General features: G+C 67.2%; 26 protein-coding genes and 1 tRNA gene. 14 read left to right on the plus strand and 13 right to left on the minus strand.

Annotated features, from left to right (window positions below; all coding sequences use genetic code 11):
• Positions 1 to 16 precede the first annotated feature (16 nt).
• Positions 17 to 715 carry a DNA repair and recombination protein RadB gene (gene radB, locus LT974_RS11715; RefSeq protein WP_232587830.1) on the minus strand — a complete coding sequence of 233 codons (699 nt, stop codon included), beginning with the start codon at positions 713 to 715 and terminating at the stop codon, positions 17 to 19.
• Between the two features lie 104 nt (positions 716 to 819).
• Here radB and LT974_RS11720 point away from each other — a divergent pair, with 104 nt between their 5' ends.
• The gene (locus tag LT974_RS11720; RefSeq protein WP_232587831.1) at positions 820 to 1542 is read left to right on the plus strand and encodes a hypothetical protein; all 723 of its coding nucleotides are present in this window, start codon (positions 820 to 822) and stop codon (positions 1540 to 1542) included.
• Between the two features lie 171 nt (positions 1543 to 1713).
• Positions 1714 to 3939, plus strand: a complete 2226-nt coding sequence (locus tag LT974_RS11725; protein ID WP_232587832.1) for a CDC48 family AAA ATPase — start codon at positions 1714 to 1716, stop codon at positions 3937 to 3939.
• Between the two features lie 255 nt (positions 3940 to 4194).
• Here the strand turns inward: LT974_RS11725 and LT974_RS11730 are convergent, their stop codons facing one another.
• Entirely contained in the window at positions 4195 to 5124 is a 930-nt protein-coding gene (locus tag LT974_RS11730) for a DMT family transporter (RefSeq protein WP_232587833.1), read from the minus strand.
• A 160-nt stretch (positions 5125 to 5284) separates the two neighbouring features.
• Complete coding sequence (locus LT974_RS11735) at positions 5285 to 5656, minus strand: 30S ribosomal protein S8e (protein WP_232587834.1); 372 nt, start codon at positions 5654 to 5656, stop codon at positions 5285 to 5287.
• Positions 5657 to 5743: 87 nt separating this feature from the next.
• On the opposite strand from LT974_RS11735, the gene LT974_RS11740 reads away from it, so the two are divergent.
• From LT974_RS11740 to pyrF, 3 genes are all read left to right on the plus strand, one after another.
• Positions 5744 to 6190, plus strand: a complete 447-nt coding sequence (locus LT974_RS11740) for a DUF2240 family protein (RefSeq protein ID WP_232587835.1) — start codon at positions 5744 to 5746, stop codon at positions 6188 to 6190.
• A 1-nt stretch (position 6191) separates the two neighbouring features.
• A complete protein-coding gene (locus LT974_RS11745; RefSeq protein ID WP_232587836.1) occupies positions 6192 to 6575 on the plus strand; it encodes a hypothetical protein in 384 nt (127 codons plus the stop codon).
• 65 nt (positions 6576 to 6640) lie between these two features.
• A complete protein-coding gene (pyrF, locus tag LT974_RS11750) occupies positions 6641 to 7444 on the plus strand; it encodes an orotidine-5'-phosphate decarboxylase (protein ID WP_232587837.1) in 804 nt (267 codons plus the stop codon).
• Positions 7445 to 7446: 2 nt separating this feature from the next.
• Here the strand turns inward: pyrF and LT974_RS11755 are convergent, their stop codons facing one another.
• Positions 7447 to 7611: a hypothetical protein gene (locus LT974_RS11755; protein WP_232587838.1), complete on the minus strand. Its 165-nt coding sequence runs from the start codon at positions 7609 to 7611 to the stop codon at positions 7447 to 7449.
• 77 nt (positions 7612 to 7688) lie between these two features.
• On the opposite strand from LT974_RS11755, the gene LT974_RS11760 reads away from it, so the two are divergent.
• The 3 genes from LT974_RS11760 (at position 7689) to LT974_RS11770 (ending at position 10303) form a co-directional block, all read left to right on the plus strand.
• Positions 7689 to 8201 (plus strand): J domain-containing protein, encoded by a 513-nt coding sequence (locus LT974_RS11760; RefSeq protein WP_232587839.1) that lies wholly within the window; start codon positions 7689 to 7691, stop codon positions 8199 to 8201.
• Positions 8202 to 8272: 71 nt separating this feature from the next.
• Positions 8273 to 9898, plus strand: coding sequence for a GTPBP1 family GTP-binding protein (locus LT974_RS11765; protein ID WP_232587840.1), 1626 nt, complete (start codon positions 8273 to 8275; stop codon positions 9896 to 9898).
• A 36-nt stretch (positions 9899 to 9934) separates the two neighbouring features.
• Positions 9935 to 10303, plus strand: coding sequence for a hypothetical protein (locus tag LT974_RS11770; protein WP_232587841.1), 369 nt, complete (start codon positions 9935 to 9937; stop codon positions 10301 to 10303).
• On the opposite strand, the gene LT974_RS11775 is transcribed toward LT974_RS11770, so the two are convergent.
• Positions 10304 to 10858 carry a hypothetical protein gene (locus LT974_RS11775; RefSeq protein ID WP_232587842.1) on the minus strand — a complete coding sequence of 185 codons (555 nt, stop codon included), beginning with the start codon at positions 10856 to 10858 and terminating at the stop codon, positions 10304 to 10306.
• A gap of 86 nt (positions 10859 to 10944) precedes the next feature.
• On the opposite strand from LT974_RS11775, the gene LT974_RS11780 reads away from it, so the two are divergent.
• A complete protein-coding gene (locus LT974_RS11780) occupies positions 10945 to 11913 on the plus strand; it encodes a phytoene/squalene synthase family protein (protein WP_232587843.1) in 969 nt (322 codons plus the stop codon).
• Here the strand turns inward: LT974_RS11780 and cruF are convergent, their stop codons facing one another.
• From cruF to LT974_RS11810, 6 genes are all read right to left on the minus strand, one after another.
• A complete protein-coding gene (gene cruF / locus LT974_RS11785; RefSeq protein ID WP_232587844.1) occupies positions 11914 to 12753 on the minus strand; it encodes a bisanhydrobacterioruberin hydratase in 840 nt (279 codons plus the stop codon). It lies immediately after the preceding gene.
• Positions 12746 to 13573 carry a prenyltransferase gene (locus LT974_RS11790; protein ID WP_232587845.1) on the minus strand — a complete coding sequence of 276 codons (828 nt, stop codon included), beginning with the start codon at positions 13571 to 13573 and terminating at the stop codon, positions 12746 to 12748. The genes cruF and LT974_RS11790 overlap by 8 nt, the downstream gene beginning before the upstream one ends.
• Complete coding sequence (locus tag LT974_RS11795) at positions 13573 to 15108, minus strand: phytoene desaturase family protein (protein WP_232587846.1); 1536 nt, start codon at positions 15106 to 15108, stop codon at positions 13573 to 13575. Before LT974_RS11795 ends, LT974_RS11790 begins: the two co-directional genes overlap by 1 nt.
• A 67-nt stretch (positions 15109 to 15175) precedes the next feature.
• Positions 15176 to 16111: a methenyltetrahydromethanopterin cyclohydrolase gene (mch, locus tag LT974_RS11800; protein ID WP_232587847.1), complete on the minus strand. Its 936-nt coding sequence runs from the start codon at positions 16109 to 16111 to the stop codon at positions 15176 to 15178.
• Between the two features lie 50 nt (positions 16112 to 16161).
• On the minus strand, positions 16162 to 16473 hold the full coding sequence (locus tag LT974_RS11805) for an MTH1187 family thiamine-binding protein (RefSeq protein WP_232587848.1): 312 nt from the start codon (positions 16471 to 16473) through the stop codon (positions 16162 to 16164).
• Between the two features lie 43 nt (positions 16474 to 16516).
• On the minus strand, positions 16517 to 17812 hold the full coding sequence (locus LT974_RS11810) for an MFS transporter (RefSeq protein ID WP_232587849.1): 1296 nt from the start codon (positions 17810 to 17812) through the stop codon (positions 16517 to 16519).
• A gap of 229 nt (positions 17813 to 18041) precedes the next feature.
• On the opposite strand from LT974_RS11810, the gene LT974_RS11815 reads away from it, so the two are divergent.
• From LT974_RS11815 to LT974_RS11825, 3 genes are all read left to right on the plus strand, one after another.
• Entirely contained in the window at positions 18042 to 18221 is a 180-nt protein-coding gene (locus LT974_RS11815) for a hypothetical protein (RefSeq protein WP_232587850.1), read from the plus strand.
• Positions 18222 to 18263: 42 nt separating this feature from the next.
• Positions 18264 to 18434, plus strand: a complete 171-nt coding sequence (locus tag LT974_RS11820; RefSeq protein ID WP_232587851.1) for a DUF1059 domain-containing protein — start codon at positions 18264 to 18266, stop codon at positions 18432 to 18434.
• 129 nt (positions 18435 to 18563) lie between these two features.
• Positions 18564 to 19631 (plus strand): type I restriction enzyme HsdR N-terminal domain-containing protein, encoded by a 1068-nt coding sequence (locus tag LT974_RS11825; protein ID WP_232587852.1) that lies wholly within the window; start codon positions 18564 to 18566, stop codon positions 19629 to 19631.
• Between the two features lie 129 nt (positions 19632 to 19760).
• On the opposite strand, the gene LT974_RS11830 is transcribed toward LT974_RS11825, so the two are convergent.
• Entirely contained in the window at positions 19761 to 20183 is a 423-nt protein-coding gene (locus LT974_RS11830) for a hypothetical protein (protein WP_232587853.1), read from the minus strand.
• 430 nt (positions 20184 to 20613) lie between these two features.
• Positions 20614 to 20684 (minus strand) — tRNA-Gly (locus LT974_RS11835).
• Positions 20685 to 20979: 295 nt separating this feature from the next.
• Here LT974_RS11835 and LT974_RS11840 point away from each other — a divergent pair.
• Entirely contained in the window at positions 20980 to 21888 is a 909-nt protein-coding gene (locus LT974_RS11840; RefSeq protein WP_232587854.1) for a putative RNA uridine N3 methyltransferase, read from the plus strand.
• A gap of 4 nt (positions 21889 to 21892) precedes the next feature.
• The gene (locus LT974_RS11845) at positions 21893 to 22906 is read left to right on the plus strand and encodes a 50S ribosomal protein L3 (protein ID WP_232587855.1); all 1014 of its coding nucleotides are present in this window, start codon (positions 21893 to 21895) and stop codon (positions 22904 to 22906) included.

Raw genomic sequence — 22906 nt, forward strand, 5'->3', positions numbered from 1 at the left:
CCCGCCCGCGCTGTTCTTATCGCTGTTCGACGCCCTCGATGCCGGTGTCGGTGATTTTGAAGCGCGTATGCTCGCCCTCGGGCTTCGAGCGGTGTTTTTCGAGAGTGGCGCGGCGGTTGCCGCCGCGGAACCGGTCGACGCGCATCACGACGCCCGTCCAGTGGTTGAGCGTGTGGCCGCCGAGCGGGCGGACGCGGTCGCTGTCGCTGTCGACGTCCGTGAACACCTGGTTCGTGACGACGACCGCGAGGTCGTGTTTGCGCGCCAGCGAGAGCAGGTGCGTAATCTGGTCGGCGACCCGGCGGAGCGCGTCGCCGCCGTCGTCGGCGTCGCGTTCGAGGCGGTAGAAGCCCGTCGCGGAGTCGAGAATGATGAGGTCCGCGCGCTCCGCGAAGTCCGCGGCGTCCCGGACGGCTTCGGCCTGCTCCTCGAAGTCGTGGGCGTCGGAGAGAATAATGCGACTGGAAGCGTCCTCGGGGTCGTCGGCGCGCGCGGTCAGCAGTTGGTCGAAGCGCTCGACGGAGAGCCCCTCGGTGTCGATGTAGACCGCCGTGCCGCCGTCGGCAGCGACCTCGACGGCGGTCGAGAGCGCGACGTTCGTCTTGCCCGCGCCCGGGGGCCCGTAGACCTGCGTGACGGTGCCGCGTTCGACGCCCCCGCCGAGCAGGTCGTCGAGGCCGGCACAGCCCGTCGAGATGTGGGTGTCGTCGCTCACTACCGCTCAGTTGGTCGCTCCCGGGCAAAAGACCCCCGGTGTGTCGGCTGTGCGAGGACACGGCGCGGGCAAGCGTTTTGCTGTCGGCGGCCGCACGTGCGGTCGTGATAGTCGTCGCGACGACGGACTTCGAAGTGTACCACGAGGTCGTCGAGGAGCTGCGGGACCGCGACGTGGCGTTCACGACGGTCGAGCCCGGCGAGCCGCTGCCCGAGACGACGGCCGTCGTCATCACGGCCGGCGAGGATATCGAGGCGGCGGCTCCGGTCGTAGTCGCGGACGCCGAGCGCGCGCGACAGACCATCGAGGAGGCGCTCGTCTACCTGCGGGGCGGCGAGGGCCGGACCGTCGTCGGCGTCGACCCGGGGACGCGCCCCGGTATCGCGGTGTTGCGCGGCGGGATGGTCGTTTCCGCATTTCAAGTGCCAATCGAGCGGGCGGCCGAAGTGGTGAGCGAGGAGGTCGCCGAGGAGGACGACGCCGTGGTGCGCGTGGGGGACGGCGCGCGGTTGGAGGGTGCGCGCATCATCGACGGCCTCGACGAGGTGCGCGTGGAACTCGTCGACGAGACGGGAACGACGCCGTTCCTCGGGCCGGGCGCACGCGGCATGGGCGACGTGCTCGCGGCGGCGAACATCGCGCTGATGGCGGGCGAGGAAATCGAGGGCCGGACCATCGAGCCCACGGAGGGCGAAATTCAGGTCATCAAGAGCCGGTCGCGGGAGGAAAGCGAGCAGAACCGGACCATCACGGAGGAACTCGCGCGGAAGGTCGCGCGCGGCGAACTCACACTCGACGAAGCGCTGGAGGCGCACCGCGAGGAGTGACCAGGGGCACGCGGAGTGGCGTATTCGAGTGACGGGGTCGCGGCAGAACGGGCAGGAGACAGCACGCCTTTCTGCCCTCGCGTGTTAGTAGTTGACAGCCACGGTGGGGTGTGGCGGAAAGTACTTCCGTTACGACGCCGGATTCGCACACATCCGCCGTAGCCTCCAATCATGAACGAAGTCCAACTTGAGGTGGCGAAAGCCTACCCGAACGACTCGGGCAGGGGTATCGCTCGCCTCGACCCCGACACGCTCCTGCACCTGAAGCTCAGTCCGGGAGACATCATCGAGATCGAGGGTGCCGAGACGACCGCCGCGAAGGTCTGGCGCGCCGACCGGCAGGACTGGAACACCGACACCATCCGCATCGACGGGTTCACCCGGCAGAACGCCGACGTCGGCATCGGCGAACGCGTCAAAATCCGCAAAGCCGACGCCCAGAAGGCCGACCGGCTCGTGCTCGCACCGCCGGAGGACGCCAGCGTCCAGTTCGGCAGCGACGCCGCCGGCATGGTGAAACGCCAGATTCTCAAGCGCCCCGTCGTCTCACGGGACATCGTGCCGGTGATGTCGAGCACGAACCACCCGTTCATGCGCTCGCCGGGGCAGGCCATCCCGCTCATCGCCGTCGAAACCGAGCCGGAGGGCGTCTGCCTCATCACGGAGGACACGGACGTCGAACTCCGCGAGGAGCCCATCAGCGGCTTCGAGCGCACGGGCGGCGGCATCACCTACGAGGACATCGGCGGCCTCGAAAGCGAGATTCAGCGCGTCCGGGAGATGGTCGAACTCCCGATGAAACACCCCCAGATCTTCCAGAAGCTCGGCATCGAGCCGCCCCAGGGGGTGTTGCTGCACGGGCCGCCGGGCACCGGGAAGACGCTGCTCGCGAAGGCCGTCGCCAACGAGACGTCGGCGAGTTTCTTCTCCATCGCCGGCCCGGAGATCATCTCCAAGTACTACGGGGAAAGCGAACAACAGCTCCGGGAAATCTTCGAGGACGCCAAGGAGGACTCGCCCTCGATCATCTTCATCGACGAACTCGACTCCATCGCGCCCAAGCGCGAGGACGTCACGGGCGAAGTCGAGCGCCGCGTCGTCGCCCAACTGCTGACGATGATGGACGGTCTCGAAGGCCGCGGCCAAGTCATCGTCATCGCCGCGACCAACCGCGTCGACGCCGTCGACCCCGCGCTCCGCCGCCCGGGCCGCTTCGACCGCGAAATCGAAATCGGCGTCCCCGACGAGGTCGGCCGCGAGGAGATTCTGAAGATTCACACCCGCGGCATGCCCCTCAGCGACGACGTGAATCTCTCGTCGTTCGCCGACGACACGCACGGCTTCGTCGGCGCCGACATCGAGAGCCTCACCAAGGAAGCCGCGATGCGCGCACTCCGGCGCTACCTCCCCGAAATCGACCTCGACGAGGAGGACATCCCGCCGAGCCTCATCGACCGCATGATCGTCAAGCGCGACGACTTCAAGGGCGCGCTCAACGAGGTCGAACCCTCCGCGATGCGGGAGGTCCTCGTCGAACTCCCGAAGCTCTCGTGGGACGACGTCGGCGGCCTCAAGGACGCCAAGGAGGACATCAAGGAAGCCGTCGAGTGGCCGCTCAACCAACCCGAGAAGTTCACCCGCATGGGCATCGACCCGCCCGCCGGCGTGCTGCTGTACGGCCCGCCGGGCACCGGGAAGACGCTGATGGCGAAAGCCGTCGCCAACGAGACTAATGCCAACTTCATCAGCGTCCGCGGCCCGCAACTGCTCTCGAAGTGGGTCGGCGAGTCCGAGAAAGCCATCCGGCAGACGTTCCGGAAGGCCCGCCAGGTCTCCCCCACGGTCATCTTCTTCGACGAGCTCGACAGCCTCGCGCCAGGCCGCGGGCAGGAAGTCGGGAACAACGTCTCCGAGCGCGTCGTCAACCAACTGCTGACGGAGCTGGACGGCCTCGAAGAGATGGAGGAAGTGATGGTCATCGCCGCGACCAACCGCCCCGACATCATCGACCCCGCGCTCATCCGCTCGGGGCGCTTCGACCGCCTCGTCCAAGTCGGCCAACCGAACGTCGAAGGCCGCGAGCAGATTCTGAAGATTCACACGCAGGATATCCCGCTCGCGCCCGACGTCAGCCTCCGCGAACTCGCGGAAGTCACTGACGGCTACGTCGGCAGCGACCTCGCGAACATCACCCGCGAAGCCGCCATCGAGGCGCTCCGCGAGGACGAGGACGCCGAAGAAGTCGAGATGCGGCACTTCCGCCGCGGCATGGAGGACGTCCGCCCCACCGTCACGGAAGACCTCATGGACTACTACGACCGCGTCGAAGAACAGTTCAAAGGCAGTCAGAACCCCGAAACCCGCCGCGAGAGCGGCGGTCATATCGGATTCCAATAGGGCCTTTTTATTGCGAGCGGTGGCCTGCGGCCACCGCTCGATAAAAAGCTACGCTAAAAATCGCGGCGGCCGCCAGTCGCGGCGCTCCGCGCCGCGGTAGTTGGCCGCCGCGACCGCTCGCTCACTTCGTTCGCTCGCGGTGTCCTCACGAACGGAGTGAGTGAGGGCTCGGCAAGCTCTGCTTGCCGGTGAAACGCGCGGCTTCGCCGCGCGTATGCTCGACTCGTACAGCTACCGCGCCGTCCCGGCTCGGCGCTACGCTACGTGGCTGATTCGCTGGTAGACGCGACCGAGTTCTTCCCTGACGACCTGTCGTTCGAGCACCGCGACGCCGGTGACGACGACGAGGAAGCCGACGGCAGTCGAGGGGGTGACTCCTTCCCCGAACAGAATCCACGCCGTGATGGCGGCGAAGATGGGGACGGCGTACGCGACGAGGTTCGTCCGGACCGGGCCGATTCTCCGGATGAGGATGAAGAAGATGGGGTAGGCGACGGCCGTCGAGAGCACGCCGAGCACCAGCACCGCGTAGAGGATTGGCGTCGTGACGACGGCGTCGGCCGCCGACTCGCCGATGCCGACGCTCACCACGTGGAGGAGCGCAGCGCCGAGTGCCATCGCCCACGCAGTCAGCGGGATGCTGTCGAGGGTGGCGTCCACGCGCCGCAGAAGCACGCTCCCGAGCGCGACCGCCGCCGCCGCGGCGAGCACGGATAGCTGGCCGATGGTCGACCCGGACGTCAGCGTCTCCGGTGATGGCTGGACGATGATGGCGACGCCGACCAAGCCGACTGCGATGCCGACGAGGCTGACCGCGTCGAGGCGTTGGTCGAGGAGGACGAACGCGAACGCGGGCGCGAGAATCGGGTTCAGGCCGTACATCACGGAGGCGGCAGCCGGCGTTATCGCCTGCTGGCCGAGGAAGAGGAAACCGTTGTTCCCCGCAATAAGCGCGACCGCGCCGACGGTGATGCCGGCGTAGTCGGCACGACTCTGCGGGACCCACGTGCCGTAGCGCCACGCGACGAACACCAGGAGGAGGGGAACGGCGACGTCGAACCGGAGCGCGGCGAAGAACACCGGCGGGAGCGCGCTCAGCCCGGTCTTGATGGCGACGAACGAGAACCCCCACAGCACCGCGAGCAGGACGAAAAGCCCCGCGTGCAGGTAGCGAGCGTCGTTCATGGCGACGGAGAGCGTGCGGCAGACATTCGAGTGTGGTCGTGGTACGGCGCGAGCGAGGATAAGTTCGGCTGAACCGGAACGACGGCACACAGCGGCCGCCGGAACGGTCGCGTTCAGCAGGCGCTGACGAGCGCGAGAAGACGGAGAGAGAAGTCGGGCGTTACTCGACGAGGACCGCGTTGACCTGGCCGTCCTGGCCGGGGCGCGAAGTGACGCGGGCGCGGCCGGCGTCCGTCTCGATGATGGCGCCCTTCGTGATGATGCTCCGGCGGGCGTAGTTCGGGTTCGCGCCGTTTTCGACGACGTCCTCGATGGTGGCGCGGACGGCGCCGTCGTCGGTGGCGACGTTGGCGACGTTCGTGGAGAGCGCGCGGACCTTCTCGTTGTCGCCGCGTGCGTCGACGGTTCGGAAGCGCTGTTCGCCGACGGTCGTCTCCGTGGGCGAGCGGCCCGTCTTGGACTTCTTCTTCTTGCTCTGGGGACGGAGTCGCGCGCCGGTCTTCGAGCGCTTGGAGCGGCCTTGGTATTGCATACCCGGGAAGTGGCGCAGGACGTACTTGAAAGGCTCGGTTGGACGGGAATAGCGGGTTTTACCGGCGTCGCCGCCGTCGCGGTTCCCATGAGCCTCCGGGTCGCGGTCGCCGCGCCGTTCAAGCAGAAGGGCAAGCGCAGGATACCTGAACAGGCGTTCGTGGTGGCGCTGTCGCTGGACCGCGACTGGATGAGTCCCGACCAGGCCAAGCGCCTGCTGGACGTCGCGACCGGCGAGGGCCTCGTCGAGCGCGCGGACGGCGAACTCGTCGCGGACTTCGACCCCGAGAGCGTGGAGATTCCGGACGACTTCACGCCCGAGGCGTCGCTGTTCCAGGAGCGGTCGGCGTTCGAGCGCGCGCTCGACGCCGTGGTCGACGCCGGCCACGACCGACAAGAGACGGTCGCCGCGGTGAACCAGCTCCAGCAGGAGCTCGGGGTCACGGCTGACGCGGCGGCGGTCGTGTACGCGCGCCGGCAGGGCGTCGACGTGGACGGTGCGGCGGCGAAAGCACGCAGCGAACTGGAGGGCTAAGATGGTCGAAAACACCGAGACAGACGGCAAACGATTGGCGGAACTGTTGTCGAGTGAAGTGACCGGCCACGAGAACGCGCCGTACGACGCGCTCGCGGTGACGAACGCGGACTCGGACGTGGAGCCGACGACGGACGGCGCGCGCGCCTACGACGTCGAACGCGACGGCGAGCGGCTGGCGAGGGTCTACGTACAGCCCGACCGAGCGCGAGTGGAGCTGTACGACGGTCTCGAAGCCGCCGAACGGAAGGCCGAGGACGGCGACCTGCGCGCGCGGCCGGTCGGCGGGCAGCCGCCGCGGCTGCTCGTGTTCGTGACCACGGGCGCGGAAGTCAAGCGCGCGCTGGACGTGCTCGGCGCGGCGGCCGACGCGTCATCCCGGTGATCGCGTAATCGAGCGTGGACGACGGAAAGCGAATTGCTTTTGCTGGTCTGCCGGGACGGCGACGTATGAGCTTCTTCGACGACCTCGCGGCGCGCATCGAGGACGCCGACACCGTGGTCAGTGTCGGCCTCGACCCGGACCTCGACCGACTCCCCGAGGAGGTGCGCGACCACGACTTGCCGCGGTGGGCGTTCAACCGCCGCATCATCGACGCGACCCACGAGCACGCGGCCGTCTTCAAGCCGAACGCGGCGTTCTACGAGGACGCGGACGGCTGGCGCGCGCTCCGCGAGACGGTGGCGTACGCCCACGGGAAGGACGTGCCCGTGCTGCTGGACGCCAAGCGCGCGGACATCGGGAATACGGCCCGCCAGTACGCCGACGTGCTGGAGTACGCGGACGCCATCACGGTCAACCCCTATCTCGGCGAGGACGCGCTCCAGCCGTTCCTCTCCCAGGAGGAGGCGGGCGTGTTCGTGCTCTGCCGGACGTCGAATCCGGGCGGGATGGACTTCCAGCACCTCGAACTTGCGGCGTACGACCGCCGGCTCTACGAGCACGTCGCCGAGCGCGCCGCCGGCTGGAACGACGAGTACGACAACATCGGGCTCGTCGTCGGCGCGACCGCGCCCGAAGAGTTAGAAGAACTGCGCGACCGCGTGCCCGAACTCCCGTTCCTCGTGCCGGGCGTGGGCGCGCAGGGCGGCGACGCGGAGGCCGCGGTCCAGTACGGGCTGAACGACGAGGGCGTCGGCCTCGTGAACTCCACGCGTGGCATCATCTTCGCCGGCGAGGACTCCCCTGAATGGGCGCGTGCTGCGAGTGAGGCCGCGCGCCGGCTGAAGAACCGCCTGAACGAGCACCGGTAGGGTTAGCTCGGGCCCGGCCCAGAACCTCCCCGTACCTCGGCGGCGCACTCCGTGCAGTAGCCGGTCGAGGGGTCGTAGTGGGCCTGGCAGACGAGCGCACCACACCGGTCGCAACTGAACTGTGCTTGCTCGCTCTCGCAAATCTGACAGAGGCCGGTGACGCTCATGTCGTCGCGTTCGACGCCGACCCCCAAGAGTGTGGGCCAACAGCCTTTACGTGCGCGCGACGAACTGGCGCGTAACCGTGAGGACCGACGCGAGCATCGTCTGGGGGCTGGCGGGCACGTTCGGCGTCCTCGGCGTCGTGTTCGGGATTCTGGGCGTCGTCTACAGCCCGGTCGCGCTCGGCGTCGCGGTGCCGTTCGCGCTCGCTGGGGGCGTGTTCTACCTGCACGCGTCGGGCCGACTCGCGGAGTCGGCGTTCCGCAAGCGCCGCGTCTCCCGCGAGCAGTACGAACGCGAGCAGCGCCAGCAATCCCGCCAGCAGCAGGGTCGGGCGAGCGGGCGCAGCCGCGAACGCAACCGGGGGCGTGCGGGGGCCGGGCGGACGAGCCAGCGTCAGACCGCGGGCGGCGCAGCGGCGACCGGGCCGCGCCGCGAGGACTACCGCGTGCTCGGCGTCGAACCCGGCGCGAGCGCCGAGGCGGTGAGGGCGGCGTACCGCGAGAAGGCGCGGGAACTCCACCCCGACCGGGGCGGCGACGAGGCCGAGTTCGCGCGCGTCAACGAGGCCTACGAACGGCTGAAAGACGACTAATCGGCGTCTCCGTACGTCTCCGGACCGCTACCCGGGGAAGGCTTTTATTCGCTTCTCCCCAACCCGCTGGCATGGGCCGTGACCGTGCCCGCCTGGTTCGCGCGCTCGACCGCGGCGAACAGGAGGGCGGCAGCGTCGAGTTCAAGGAACGGTTCAGCCGCGACGTGCACCTCGCCGACGGCCGCATGGAGAGTCTCGCCGCGCAGCTCCGGCACCGCGTGCTCTCCGGCGACGGCGAGGCAGAGTACGTCCTCGGCGTCACCGACGACGGCGGCCTCGCGGGGGTGCCCCCGGAGACGTTCTCCGAGACGATGGACGTGCTGAGCCTGCTCGCCGAGGAGGCCGGCGCGCATATTGCGGACGTCCAGACGTGGAGCGTCGACAGCGTTCGCGACGACGACGGCGACGCCGAGGAAGGCATCGTCGGCGTCGCAGTCGTCCGGGACGGCGCGTCGCTGGCACCCGACGACGACCACATCATCGTCGGGACGGCGGGCCACGTCGACCACGGGAAGTCCACGCTCGTCGGCAGCCTCGTCACCGGCGACCCCGACGACGGCGACGGCGACACGCGCGGCTTCCTCGACGTGCAGCCCCACGAGGTCGAGCGCGGGCTGTCAGCGGACCTCTCCTACGGCGTCTACGGCTTCGACGAGGACGGGCCGATGCGCGTGCGCAACCCCCACCGAAAGGACGAGCGCGCGGCCGTCGTGGAGAACGCCGACCGCGTGGTGTCGTTCGTGGACACCGTCGGCCACGAGCCGTGGCTCTCGACCACGATTCGGGGCTTGGTCGGGCAGAAGCTCGACTACGGGCTGTTGACCGTCGCCGCCGACGACGGGCCGACCGACACGACCCGCGAACACATCGGCGTGCTGCTGGCGACCGACTTGCCGACCATCGTCGCCGTCACGAAGACCGACCTCGTGGACGACGACCGCGTCGCGGAGGTCGAACGCGAGGTCGAGCGCCTGCTCCGGAACGCGGGCCGCACGCCCCTCCCCGTGGAGCGCCACGGCGTCGACGCCGCCATCGACGAAATCGGGGACAACGTCGTCCCCATCGTGCGCACGAGCGCGGTGACGATGGAGGGCCTGGACGTCCTCGACGAGTGCTTCGGGCGGCTCCCGAAGACGACGGCCGTGAGCGGGCCGTTCCGGATGTACATCGACCGCTCGTACGAGGTGACGGGCGTCGGCGCGGTCGCCTCCGGCACCGTGAAGTCCGGCACCGTGGAGGCGGGCGACGAACTCCTGCTGGGGCCGTTCCCGAACGGCGACTTCCGCGAGGTGGAGGTGCGGTCCATCGAGATGCACTACCACCGCGTGGACCAGGCACAGGCCGGCCGCATCGTCGGCATCGCCCTGAAGGGCGTCAGTGAGGCGGCCGTCGAGCGCGGGATGGTCCTGCTGCCGGCGGACGCCAAGCCCAGCCCGGTCAAGGAGTTCGAGGCCGAGGTGATGGTGTTGAACCACCCCACGCGAATCGACGCGGGCTACGAGCCCGTCGTCCACCTCGAAACCATCGGGGAGGCCGCGCGCTTCGAGCCCACGAACGGCCAGTTGCTCCCGGGCGACACGGGCGAGACGAGCGTCCGGTTCAAGTTCCGGCCGTACCTCGTCGAGGAGGGCCAGCGGTTCGTCTTCCGCGAGGGCGCGAGCAAGGGTGTCGGCACGGTGACCAGTGTCTCCGACTAACGGAACGTTCTCGGTGCCGGGTTTCGAAGCGCGTGTATGGTCAGCCGCCGCACCCTCGAATTTCTCGTCGGCGTCGTCGCAGCCGCCACCGTCACCGGCGGCCTGTCGCTGTACGTGGCGACGCCGTACGCGCTCGCGGTCGGGCTGGCGGCGGGGACGCCGTCGCTGGTCCGGACGAGCGCGCGCCTCGACCTCGACGCCTACGACGCCGCGACGTCCAGCACCGAGCAGGTCGTGGACGGCACGGTCGCCGCCGGGTCGACGCTCGTCGTCGGCCTCGCCGCGGCGTCCCTCGCACTCTCGAACGGCTACGACGGCCCGGTAGCGGCCGCCGCCGTCGCGGCGCTGGGCGTGCTCGCCGGGCAGGTCGCGTTCTACGCACGCAGCCGCGAGTTCACCGAGTAATCAGTCCGCGCGGTATTCTCCATCAGCGCGCTCGGCGAGGCCCAGCAGGACGGCCCAGTCGAGGCGGCGCTCGACGCGTTCGGTCCAGAAGCCCTCCCAGTCCTGTCGTTTCGTGCGCTCCCAGCGCGGCACGCGCTCGCGGACGGCCTCGAAGACTGCGTCCGCTGGCTGGGGGGCGTCGCCGAGCGCGTCGAGGATTTCAGGCGCAAGGAAGACGTTCTCGGGGAAGTTGTCGGCGAGTTCTTCGTGGTCGGGGTCGTCGCGCGACTGCGCGTATCCGAGGTCCGTCTCCTCGACGGCACCGAGCGCAGTCAGGAAGACGAGCCACGCGGACGCCTCCCCGCGGTCGTGGACGTCCGCGCGTTCGACGAGCCGCCGACAGCAGTCGTCCTCGGACTCGGGAACCAGCGGCACCGCGTCGCGGACCTCGCGGACGCGGGCCAGCGACGCCGGCGCGGGCGGGACGGGTTTGCGCTGCATACCGGTGGCTGGGGCGTGGACGGCCTTGAGTTCGGCGACGTCGCGCTGAGAGCCGGCGGGGGTCGCTGCCGACACCGTGTTTTTTGATTGTTCACACCTAACATAGGGATAGCACAGCCGGGAGCTGCACGCGCCGGAGTGCCGCATCTGGCCCCCAACAAATGGTCGACAGCACCCAGATATCGACGAGCAAGGCGATACAGCAGCGGACGGGCAAGACGTTCCACCTGGCGACGCGTCTCCTCCCCGAGCGCGTGCGTCACGCGACGTACGTCCTGTACGCATTCTTCCGCGTCGCCGACGACGTCGTGGACACGACCGCGGACCGCGACCCGGCCACCCAGCGCACGGAGCTAGAGGCGATTCGGGCGGCGGCGCTCGGCGAGGACGCCAACTCGGAGTTCCCCGACGCGGAGACGGCGGACGTGTTGGCGGCGTTCGCCGAACTCGCCGAGCGCTACGACGTCCCCGACGAGGACGTGGACACGTTCGTGGACGCGATGCTGACGGACCTCGAACAGACGCGCTACGACACCCACGAGGACCTGGCGGCGTACATGCGAGGTTCCGCAGTCGCTGTCGGGAACATGATGGTCGCCATCATGGAGGTCGAGGACCCGGAGGCGGCGACTCCGCACGCGGCGGCGCTCGCGGAGGCGTTCCAGTTGAGCAACTTCCTGCGGGACGTCCGCGAGGACGTCGACGACTACGACCGCGTCTACCTCCCCGGGGAGACGCGGCGCGAGCACGGCGTCACCGTCGAGCAGTTGCGCCGCGGCGAGGTGACGGCGGGCTTCCGAGACGCGATGCGCGCGGAGTTGGCGCGCACGGAGACGAAGTACCGGGAGGGCGTCGCGGGCATCAAGTACCTGCCCGAGGACTGCCAATTCGCGGTGTTGCTGTCGGCGGTGCTGTACGCCGACCACCACCGCGAGATTCGGCGCCGGAACTACGACGTGCTCACGGAGACGCCGAGCCTCTCGACGACGCGGAAGCTCTGGCTGCTGGCGAAGACGCGGGCGCTGTGGGCGTTCTACGAGGACCCCGAGTACGTGTTCTACCGCGTGAGTTGTATCGCGTCGTCGAGCGACCACCGGCGCGGTCACGGCGACCCCCACCCCGCGCCGTAGTTACCGCGCGGGGTTCCGCCGGAGCACGCTGAAGTCGAAGCGGTCGGTCTCGACGAGTGCAACGCCGAGCAGCCCCGCCGCCAGCGCGGGGACGAGTTGGCCGAACGCGAGGTTCACCGCGCCCCACAGCAGCACGAAGCTCACGAGGTCGTCGAGGAAGAACGGGCACTGCGTGAGGCGGTCGCGGAGCGCGGCGCGGTCGAACCCCCAGTCGAGGACGGCGACGGAGACGGTCGCGGAGAGCACCCAGCCGAGGTAGTTCGACAGCGGGACGCCGTAGTACGCGCCGGCGGCGTCGTACGCCCAGAAGCCGAGCGCGACCGCGCCGGGGTCGAGGACGACGTCCATCCAGACGACGACCGCCGCGACTGCGGGCAGGCGGACGACCGCGCGGCGGGTGTGGCGTCCGAACAGCAACAGCACGAGGAGGTAGCTGTTGACGACCAGCGGCAGGAAGAACACCGGGAGGCCGAGCGGGACGCTGCCGGCGAGCATCGGTCCGAGGTCGATTAGGTACTCGAAGTGCCCGTACGGCCAGCCGATGGCGACGCCGACGAACTCGATGGCGAAAGCGTACGCGACGAGCGCGAGCACCGCGACTGCGGCCTTGCGGTCGACGAGCGGGAGCAGGCCCGCAATCAGGGGGAGGCGCATCACGGCGACGCCCGCGAGCACGAGGTAGGGGTTGAACGCCAGCTGCTCGGGGAGCCACCCCCACGCCGAGGCGAGCAGGAGGGCGGCCCCGACGACGGGGAACACGACGGCGATTTCGAAGCGGTGGCCGGCGACGAGTTCGTCGAGGCGGCGCTCGACGAGAGCGCGCGCGGAGGCCTCAGACACGGGTGAGCCTCCAGAGCGCGCCGAGGGTGAGCGCGGCGCCGACGACCGTGTTCACGATTGGGAACCACCAGTACGCGCGGTCGACCGCGACATCGGCGGCGACGATGCCGGCGACGAGGACGGGATACGCGAACAGGACCGCGCCGAGCCGCCAATCCACGGCGGCGAAGACGGCGGCGGACACGAGCCAGCACGCCGCGCAGTAGGCGTACGTGCGGCGCTCACCGAGTGCCGTGGCGGTAGTCGTAATGTTGGCTTCGCGGTCGGGCTCGATGTCCGGAATCGCGGAGAACGTGTGCATCCCCATCGCCCACAGCCAGCCGCCAGCGACTGCGAGCAGCGGGGGCTGGTAGCCCGCGACGGCGGCGTACGCGGCAGCGCCGGGGAGCACGTAGAGGCCGTTCGAGAGGGAATCCAGCAGCGGCGTCGTCTTGAAGCGCAGCGGCGGCGCGCTGTACTCCACGGAGAGGAGCGCCCACGCGACGAGCCACGGGGACGCGCCCGCCGGCAGGACGGCTGCGACCGGGACGAGCAGCAGTCCCGAGGCGACGACGATCGCCGAGACGGCGCGACCTCCCCTGAATCGCGCTTCCTTCTCGTCCTTTTTCGGGTTCAGTTCGTCGACGTCGCGGTCGAAGGCGTCGTTGACGCCGTAGAGGAAGACGTTCGCGGGGACGAGGAAGTACGCGAACAGCGCGACCGCCGGCAGCGAGAACAGGTCGGGGACGGTCTCGGCGGCGTACGCGATGCCGACGACGACGGGGCCGGCGAGGTAGAACCAGAACCGCGGCCGGGAGAGGACGAGGAGGTAACGCAGCATTACGCGTCTTCGAGGACGTAGTCGGCGGTGATTTCGCCGCTGATGAGGCACATCGGCACGCCGATGCCGGGCGTGGTGAACGCACCCGTGAAGTAGAGGCCGTCGAGGGCCGTCGAGCGGTGGGGTGGCCGGAGCAGCGACGTCTGGCGGAGCGTGTGCGCGAGGCCGAGCGCGGTGCCCTGGTAACTGTTGTAGCGGTCGGCGAACTCGGAGACGGAGAAGCGCTCCTCGACGACGATGCGGTCCCGGAGGTCTACGCCCGTGTTCTGTGCGACGTCGTCGAGCACGAGGTCGCGGTACTCGTCGCGGACCTCCGGGGTGTCGTCGAGGCCGGGCGCGACGGGGACGAGCGCGAACAGGTTGCTGTGGCCGTCGGGTGCGACCGCGTCGTCGGTCTTCGAGGGGACGCAGAGGTAGTACGCGGGGTCGTCGGGCCACGCGGGGTCGTCGAAAATCTGGCCGAAGTGCTCCTCCCAGTCGGAGGGGAGCACGAGCGTGTGGTGGGCGAGCGGGTCGACGTCGCCCTCCACGCCGAGGTAGAGGAGGAAGGCCGACGGCGCGTACGTCCGAGACTCCCAGTAGTCGGCGTCGTACTGGCGTTTCTCCGGCGGGAGGAGTTCCTGCTCGGTGTGGGCGTAGTCGGCGTCCGAGACCACGACGTCCGCGAGCACGTCCGTCTCGCCGCTGGTCTCGACCTTGAAGCCGCCGCGGTAGCCGTGAATCTTCGTGACGGGGTGGTCCGTGCGGAACTCTACACCCAACTCCTCGGCGAGTTCGGCGACGCCGTCCGCGACCCCGGACATGCCGCCCTCGGGGTAGTAGACGCCGAGGTTGAAGTCCACGTGACTCATCAGGTTGTACAACGCTGGCGTCGTGTTCGGCGCGCCGCCGAGGAACACCAGCGTGTACTGCAGTATCTGCTGGAGCTTCGGGTGGTCGAAGTAGTTCTCGACGTGGTCCTGCATCGACCCGAGTAGGGTGAGGCCGCGGGCGTGCTCCGCGAGGTCGGGGTCGAGCCAATCCCGGATTCGGGGGCGGTCCTCGTAGACGAAGTGCTCCATTCCCACCTCGTAGTTCTCCCTCGCTTGCGCGAGGTAGTCGTCGAGCCGCTCGCCCGCGCCGGGCTCGTAGGCGTCGAACACCTCCTTGACTTGCTCGCGGTCGGGCGTCACGTCGACGACGTCGCCGTCCGCGTTCACGTCGAGCCCGGGTGCATCCCGGCCCGGGCGACGGCCGGCGTTGTCCTTGAAGAAGATGCGGTAGTGGGGGTCGAGGCGTTCCAGCGAGTAGTAATCCGAGGGGTCCCTGTCGAAATCCGCGAAAAACCGCTCGAAGACGTCGGGCATCAGGTACCACGACGGCCCCACGTCGAAGGTGAAGCCGTCCCGTTCGAGCGCGCTCGCACGCCCGCCGACCTGTTCGTTCTTCTCGACGACGGTGACGTCCGCGCCCGCGTCCGCGAGGTAACAAGCCGTCGAGAGGCCGCCGAAGCCCGCGCCGATTACGGCGACCGACTGACCCGACAGGGCATTCATGCACGCAACGTTAGTCGCGCACAAGATAAAACGACGCCCTCCGGCGGCTACGGCTGCAACGAGCGAGTTACGCGACGTCGAAGCCCTCGGCGAGCAGGTCCTCGTGGACGTCGCCGAGCGCGTACGTCGGGCCGCCCGTGACGTCGATGGTGACCTGCGCGGGGCCGAAGACGCCCTCGTCGACGGCGCTGGCGTCCCAGTCGGCGTCCGCGAAGATGTCCGCGAACGGCTTTCCGTAGCGGTCCGCGGCGGAGGATGGCACCGCCTCGAACTCGTCGAAGTCCTCGGTGACGGTGAGGTGGACGCGGCCGCCGTACGCGAGCGCGTCGTTCGTGCGGCCGATGGCGGCTTCCTCGTCGCCCGCGACGGGCGCGACGGGCGCGCTGCCGGAGGCGGTGAGGACGTTCGTCGGGTCGTAGCCGAGTTCGAACAGCCGGAACAGCGCGAGTTCGGCGGCGCGCGACGCGGCGGTGACGCTGCCGGCGACGCTCGCAGTGCGGTACGCAGGCAGGTAGACGCTCTCCGCGTTCACGTCCGCGAGTTCCGCGACCTGCTCGGCAGCAGACTCGGTGGGGAACGCGTCGCCCTCCAGCGCGAGCACTGCGAACTCGAAGGCGTCGACGTAGTCGATGGCCTCGTACTCGCCCTCGCGGGCGACCAGCGCGCGGGCGGGCCCGCTGCCGAGCCCTTCGTAGTCGTCGACGGTGAGCTCCCAGCCCGCCTTCTGCGCGCCCAGCAGGGCGACGGCGGGGCGGTCGCAGGCGAGTTCGACGTGCGGGAACGTCGCGTCCGCGACGTCGTCGACGCGCGTCTGCACGGTCGCCAAGCCCGCGGTCTGGAGTTCCGCCAGCAGCAGGCCGGCTTCGAGGCCCCCGCGGTGCTCGACGCCGAAGTCGATGACCGTCGCGCCGTTGTCCAACTCGAACGCGCCGATGTCCAACTCCTCGGTGAATTCGAGGGCTTCGTCGGCGAGCTCCAGCGCCATCCGGTTGAGACTGTCCATGCCGCCGGATTCGTCGCCCCGACACAAGAGGTTTCTCAGTCCACGCGCGGTCAGCGGTCCGACCGCGCCTCGTGGCCGAGTTCGCGCTCGACGGCGTCGACCTTCTCGCGGGCGGTCTGGTCGCTCGTGCGCTTGTCGTCGATTTTCAGGAACGTGCTCACGCGGTCGCCCTCGACGGCCTTGTGGGCTGCGCCGACCGCGTCCAGGAGCGTGTCGACGTCTTCGGCTTCGATGACCGTCCCCATCGGGTTCGTCTCGTAGGTGACGTCGAAGTCGTCGAGCGCGGCGACGGCGTCGGCGACGTCGCTCGCCATGCTCTGTTCGGTGACCGGTGCGACGCTGAGGAGTGCGATGACTGTCACGGCCGGTACTGCGTCGGGCTGGTACTTAGCGGCAGCGACGCGATCAGTCCTCGGCGGCGTCGGCCGCCGCGTTTCCGGCGGTGTCGGGCGATTCGTACTCCGCGCTCACGGGCGGGACGACCAACCAGAGGACGAACGACGCGACGAGGAAGATGGCGCCGAGGATGGCGACGGACGTGATAGTCGTGAACATCCCCGCGAGGATGCCGCTGCCGACGCGGAACGGGATGCCCGCGACCTGCCGGAGCATGTTCACCGACGACAGCAGCGTGGCGCGGCCGACGGACTGCACCTGGTCGTTGATGTAGCGGTTCTGGATGGGGCCCATCAGCGCGCCGCCGCCCTTCATAACGAAGAACATCGGGAACGCGAGTACCGCCCACATTCCGGCGAACACGTAGGAGACAGCGATAAACGCGGGAATCAGCATCATCGCCTTGCGGACGCCCAGGAGTTCCTCGACGTCGCTGGCGTAGTCGCTGACGACCGCGGAGACGAGCGTGAACGCCGAGTACAGCAGCCCGAGGATGACGCCCTCGGTAAGCCCCCACGACTCCAGCGTCGGGCCGAACGACGCACGCAACGACTCCTGAGCGATGGGCTGAATCCACATGTCCATCGTGAGGATGGCCCCCGCGAACAGCGCGAGGTAGACGACGAACCACCGGAGGTCGGGCGCGCGCAACTGGTCGCGGATGACCGGGAGCGCGTCCACGATGGTGAGTTCCTCGTCCTCGTCGTCGTCCAGTTCGTCCTCGTCGACGCCGTCGTCGTACATCCGGTTCTTCGGGAGGCGGAGCACGAAGACGAGGCTGAGCGCCGCGGCAGCGACGCCCGCGTAGAACGGGTAGAACCGGTCGATAGAGTAGAGCACGCCGCCGACGGGGATGGTGAGGACCTGCACCCAGCGCGAGAGCGCGCGCGAGCGCCCGGAGACGTGCGTGTACTTGTCTTCGACGTCGTGCTCTTTGAGCGTGTCGTAGAGCCACGCGCTCCCGCTGCCGGAGAGGAACGTCCCGCCGAACGACAACATCACGAACGTGAACGTGAACCCGACGAAGTCGGTCGCCACGAGGTAGCTGGCGTTCGAGACGAGCATCAGGAACCCACCGACGGCGAGGCTGTTCCGCCGGCCGATGCGATCGCCGACGTAGCCGGTGGGAATCTCGCCGGCGACGACCACCACGGACTGGACGGTCGCGATGAGCCCGATTTGGGGGAGCGAGAGCCCGTTGAACAGGAGGAACAGCGTGTAGACGGGGTAGTGGAAGTTCGGCCGCGCGGTCGCCCGGTAGAGGTAGTACCGGCGGACGACCGCGGCCTTCGACAGGCGGCTCATAGGGGACAGCCGACTGTTATCCTAATCAGACATATAACCACCGAGACTGTGGTTATCAATCCCGAACTGCCTCGGGGAAACGGCCCACTGACCCGGGAACTGGCACTTCCACCGTTCCCGGAGCGCGGATTCCGTGATCTGAATTACAGTCCAGTCTTTGATACGTTCGCCGCGGAGCACCGGCGACGCGGAACCAGCGTTGAAGTGGCTACCGCGAGTAGGGCCGCGTATGCCCGGTCGTGACAGCCGCTTCCCGCTCGTCGCCGCGCTCGCGTGCGTCCTCGGCATCGTCGGCTACGTCGTCTTCGGCTGGCGGTTCGGGGACGGTACCACCGACTCCATCACGTTCGCCGTTGCGCTCGTCGCCGTCGCGTTCGCGGTCGCCGCCACCGTCCGCGACAGACGGTAATCTGCCACAATCTTCTTTCCGGCCACGGCCGACGACCCACGCATGGTACACCAGTTCAGCTGCCGAGACACCGGTCACGACTGCGACTTCTTCCTCGAATCGGGCGACATCGACGAGCTCGTCCACCACGTCCAGGACCACGCCGAACGGAAACACGACCGCGAACTCTCCCGCGCAGACGTCGAAGACCACGTCACCGAAGTGCAGGGATAGGCGGAGACGAGTGTAAGGTCGACAGCGAGGAGTACGACTGCGACCGTCGGCTCCATCACTCTCGAAGACGACTTCGGACGGTTCTAATTCTCAGTATCTTTATCCGGTTGCCAGAATGAGATGCACGAAATGACGCTTCGGGAGGAGTTATCGGAGTATGCGGAACGCTCCTCGGGTCTCATCGAGGACTCGCCGCAGATGGACGAGGAGAACACCAAGCGGAAACTCATCGAGCCGCTAATCGACCTTCTCGGATGGGACATTCTCTCCTCGGCTGTCGAACTGGAGTATTCTGTACAGATGGGGGCAACGACGAAGCGGGTGGATTACGCGCTCAAAATGGACGGAACTCCAGTCGTATTCGTTGAGGCGAAAGGATGCGATACGCCGCTCGGACAGAGTCACGAGGAGCAACTCAAGAGCTACATGCGGCAGGTCGGGGTCGATTGGGGACTTCTCTCGAACGGACGGGAGTTCAAGATATTCCGCCATCACGTTTCGAGCAACAGAGTCAACCTGATTTCGCTCTCGGAGTTCGTCATCGAGGAGGTTCCGGACAACGAACACCCTCTCAAAGCCCTCTCACGTGAGTCCATCGACTCCGGTGAATCCCGACAGATTGCGGAGAAAATCGAGGCAGTACAGAACGCAGTCAAATCGCTTCGAGGGAACAAGGAAGAACTCGCGGAGGATGTGACGGGAGTAGTGTCGGGCGTTGCCGGGAATGCGGTGTCACAGCAAGTCGAGGACGAGGCGAAGAGTTTCGTCGACGACCTGATTGCGACGTTGGAGGAACAAGCACATCGGACAGAAGTAACTCGTAAGCCGGCTGGTGGTAGTGAGGAGTCCGGAGACGAAGAGTACGTAGTTCGGCTCACTCGGAACGGCGGAGAGGTTCATCGAGTCGTCGCGGATGTACAGTCCGAAGCGATGGCTGCGCTCGTCAACTATCTAATTGGGGAAGAGGAACTACTGGACGAGATCGCGATTCCATACCTCCCGGGCACTGGCCAAGGGAGTCGTGCGCTCCTCAACGACAAGCCCGAGCATCCGAATGGGTCGGATATGAGGGCCCAACAGCGGGTGTCAGGTGGCTACTATCTGCTCACGAACCTGAGTGCGGAGGACAAGAAGCGGTACGTCTCTGAACTGCCGGAGAAGGTCGGGCTGGAGTGCGAATTCTCCGGCGGCTGGTGATTTAGAACGAAGGTTCAGCCATATCTATCGAAGAAGCGGAGTTCGGTTTCCGGCGATAAAGCGACTGTCACACCGGTATCTGACGCTATTGAACGAATCTAATAGCGGCCGGCGTTGAATCGAAGCTATTCAGACAGTCTCGATTTTCCACTCATCTTCTTCTCTGTAGAGTCGATACTTTTGCTCACGTTGTCTATCCGGGGGTAGATTAGCGTCTTCACAGTCGATTAGTAACCCGGCAACAAAATCTTCGTACTTCGTCACCGAGTCCTCTGTCGGGTGTTCAACCGGATTAAGTTTCTCGCGGAACCCCTCCTGCTTATGGATTTTGTGGTGGCAACCCATACACACCCCTAACACGATTTCAACAGGAAAGAGGCCGAACCGTGCAGCATAGCTGACGTGATGTTCCAGCAATTCCTTCACTTCGCCACAGATTGGGCACGTTCTCTCGATCGCATCTTCGCCCATCGACGAATGAGTAACTTCGTTCTTGGCGTGGTGGTCTGCCCACTGTCCCTCTGTCATACCGTTCGGCATATCACGGGCCATACCGACAGGGTAGGAAAACAAACGTATAATATTTCCCCCTATAAAATTATATTCTCGGTGTTATTGGCAATAGTAGTCCTACTATAACCATCAATTGTAGGGGGAGTTGTAATGGGTGTTGAACCTGTACTGTTATTACCGCTAAAGTCACTTTTCTCGTAAATTTCCTATCGATTCTTTTTCATCGTACAGGAGGAAGCGCGGGCGGGCAGAGTACCATGAGCACCTCGATGGTTTCCTGCGCGACGAGAGGGAAGTCGAAGTCTTCACTCTGGGCTTCTCCATCGAAGTTCATGTGCAGACCTCCTCGCGCGTATTTTCGGTTCCTACTCGGTCGAAAGGATTGAGTGGAATCGGGATTTTCATAGTCGTCGCTTGTTGTTTGTAGCGACGACGAAAACCGGGCGGAGAGCCGCGTTAGCGGCTGAAGTGCGCTGGCTGGGATTTGAACCCAGGTTGTGACCATGGCAAGGTCACGTGATACCACTACACTACCAGCGCGCGTGCCTTCGTTCGCATTCGAACGAACGGCGGGGTCACATATAAATCCGTTCTTTGCGACCGACCGTGAGAGGCACCGACAGGCTGCCGCCCGCGTGGGGTTCGCGGGTCGCGTGCGCGTAGTGAAATATAGTACGTCGCCGACGCGGCCGAGAGTGAGAACGTCTCGCATACGATTCGGGCGGTAGACGGGCGTGAAACGGTCACACAGGGTGGAAGGGGAAACGCCACCCTTTTACAGGAGGGGTCGGTATCTACGCTACAGTCTCGTGACGAGACACGGACGCGACACGGCATGACACGCAGCGTACTCGTGCCGTCGTCCATCGTCCGGGAAGCCGAGGACAAACGCGAGGCAACTCGCAAGCTCGGTTACGTCGCCCGCGCGGCGGCGGTGTTCCGGATGGACCGGCTCGTCGTCTTCCCCGACGAAGACGGCGAACGGCACTGGGGCGGCGGGTTCGTCGAAACGGTGTTGCGGTACGCCGCAACGCCACCGTACCTCCGAAAGGAGGCCTTCGACACGCGCGACGAACTGGAGTACGCCGGTGTCCTGCCGCCGCTCCGTCTCTCGTCATGGACCGGCTCAGACTCGAGCGGGTCTGGGTCGTTACGACAGGGAATCGTGACCCAGGTCGGATCTGAAGGGCGCGTTCGGGTCAATTGCGGCATGCAACACCCAATCTCGCTCCAGACGCCTCCCGGTATGGAGGTCGAGGAGGGAGAGCGCGTGACCATCAGGGTCTCTTCGCGACGACCGGTCCGTGCGAAGCTGGTCGACGAACCCCTCCCGGGGTTCTCGGTCGAACGCACGGGCCTCGGTGACGCTCTCGACCGACCCGACGCGGGCGTTCGCATCGCCACCTCTCGCCACGGGACGCCGCTTGCCGCGGCCTCCCTGGAGGGGTACGTCGAACGCGCCGCCCGGGACGGACTGACTGTCGCCTTCGGTGCACCCAAGCGCGGGCTTCCGCCCATGCTTGGGCTGGAGCCGGACGAAGTCGGCTCCGAACGAGCGAGCGGGGAACGCAGTGACCCGCGAGTCGCCGAAGACGAGGTCAGCGAGGCGGTCGCCGACCCATCTACCGACGCACCCGCGCGATTCGACGCCTGGCTCAACACCATCCCGTCGCAAGGCAGCGAGGTTGTGCGAACTGAAGAAGCGATGTTCGCCTCCCTCGGCTGTCTGACGCTCACGGAGTGATACGATGCCACAGCCAAACCGACCACGCAAAGGCTCGATGGGGTTCAGTCCCCGCAAGCGCGCGGAGAGTGAAGTACCGCGCTTCAACTCGTGGCCCGAAGACGACGGCCAAGTTGGCCTCCAGGGCTTCGCTGGCTACAAAGCCGGCATGACCCACGTCGTCCTCGTCGACGACAAGGCGAACGCGCCGACGGAGGGCATGGAGACGACCGTGCCCGTCACCGTCGTCGAAACGCCGCCCATGCGGGCGGCGGCCGTCCGCCTCTACGAGGACACGCCGTACGGCAAGAAGCCGCTAACGGAAGTCTGGGCCGACGACACCCACGAGTCTCTCGACCGCGCGCTCTCCGTCCCGGAAACGGACGGAGAGACAGACGAATTGACCGAAGCGCTCGAAGCCGAAGACATCGCCGACGTCCGTGTGGTTACCCACACGGTGCCCGGCGAGCTTTCGAGCATGCCGAAGAAACAGCCCGACATCATGGAGACGCGCGTCGGCGGCGGCTCCCTCCAGGAGCGCGTCGATTTCGCTGCGGACCTCCTCGAAGACGGCGGCGCACACGAGTTCGGCGACGTCTTCCGTGCCGGCGAGTTCACCGACGTCGCCGGCGTCACGAAGGGCAAAGGGACCCAGGGGCCCGTCAAGCGCTGGGGCGTGCAGAAGCGGAAAGGCAAGCACGCCCGTCAGGGCTGGCGGCGCCGCATCGGGAACCTCGGACCGTGGAACCCCTCCCGGGTTCGCTCGACGGTCCCCCAGCTCGGGCAGACAGGCTACCACCAGCGCACCGAACTCAACAAGCGCGTCATCGACATCGGTGACGGCGACGACGAGGCCGTGAGCGCGGCCGGCGGCTTCCCGAACTACGGCGAAGTCGACGGCAACTACACGCTCGTCAAGGGCTCGGTGCCCGGTCCGGAGCAGCGCCTCGTGCGATTCCGCCCGGCCGTCCGGCCGAGCGAGTCGCCGCGCCTCGACCCCGAGGTGCGCTACGTGAGCACCGAATCTAACCAAGGATAA

Origin of the sequence: Halobacterium noricense (genome assembly GCF_021233435.1) — an archaeon.
Lineage (GTDB): Archaea > Halobacteriota > Halobacteria > Halobacteriales > Halobacteriaceae > Halobacterium > Halobacterium noricense.